At 31.7% G+C, this 695-nt stretch carries 1 protein-coding gene; it reads right to left on the bottom strand.

Going from position 1 to position 695, the window contains the following annotated elements:
- Window positions 1–82 precede the first annotated feature (82 nt).
- Window positions 83–562 carry an IS200/IS605 family transposase gene (gene tnpA, locus CD035_RS02410; protein ID WP_103354172.1) on the bottom strand — a complete coding sequence of 160 codons (480 nt, stop codon included), beginning with the start codon at window positions 560–562 and terminating at the stop codon, window positions 83–85.
- Between the last annotated feature and the right edge of the window lie 133 nt (window positions 563–695).

Raw genomic sequence — 695 nt, forward strand, 5'->3', positions numbered from 1 at the left:
TCTATTACTGACCAGCCCTAAAAGGGCACTGAGAAGATCAGCCAAATGTACTACTTTCCCAGCAACCCTTAAAAGGGTTGTTTTATTTTGTCTTCTTTCGAGTTTCTTCCCCAGTAAAAGGATCTATGTACTCTATCATTGTTAATTGTTCTGCTACTATATCCTCTTGTAATTGATTTCTTATATAATTTTCTATCACTTTTTTATTTCTACCAACTGTATCTACATAAAATCCTTTACACCAAAATTTTCTGTTACCATATCTATACTTTAAATGGGCATGTCTATCAAATATCATTAAGCTGCTCTTACCTTTTAAATAACCTACAAATTGAGAAACACTTAACTTTGGTGGAATACTAACTAACATATGAATATGATCTTTACATGCTTCAGCTTCTATTATTTCTACACCTTTTCTTTCGCACAATTGTCTTAAAATAATACCAATATCTCTTTTAATTTTCCCATAAATAATTTGTCTACGATATTTTGGTGCAAACACAATGTGGTACTTACAATTCCATTTTGTATGTGCTAAACTGTTTGTGTCTGATGACATTTAATGCATCTCCTCGTGTTGTTAATTTTGGTTGGCTGACCAAATATTATTCTAGCATGTAGAGATGCATTTTTTAATACAACGGTTAAACCATACTGTACCATACGCATAGCGTATGGTTTTAATTACACAA

The organism is Mammaliicoccus sciuri, from assembly GCF_002901825.1.
Classification (GTDB): domain Bacteria; phylum Bacillota; class Bacilli; order Staphylococcales; family Staphylococcaceae; genus Mammaliicoccus; species Mammaliicoccus sciuri.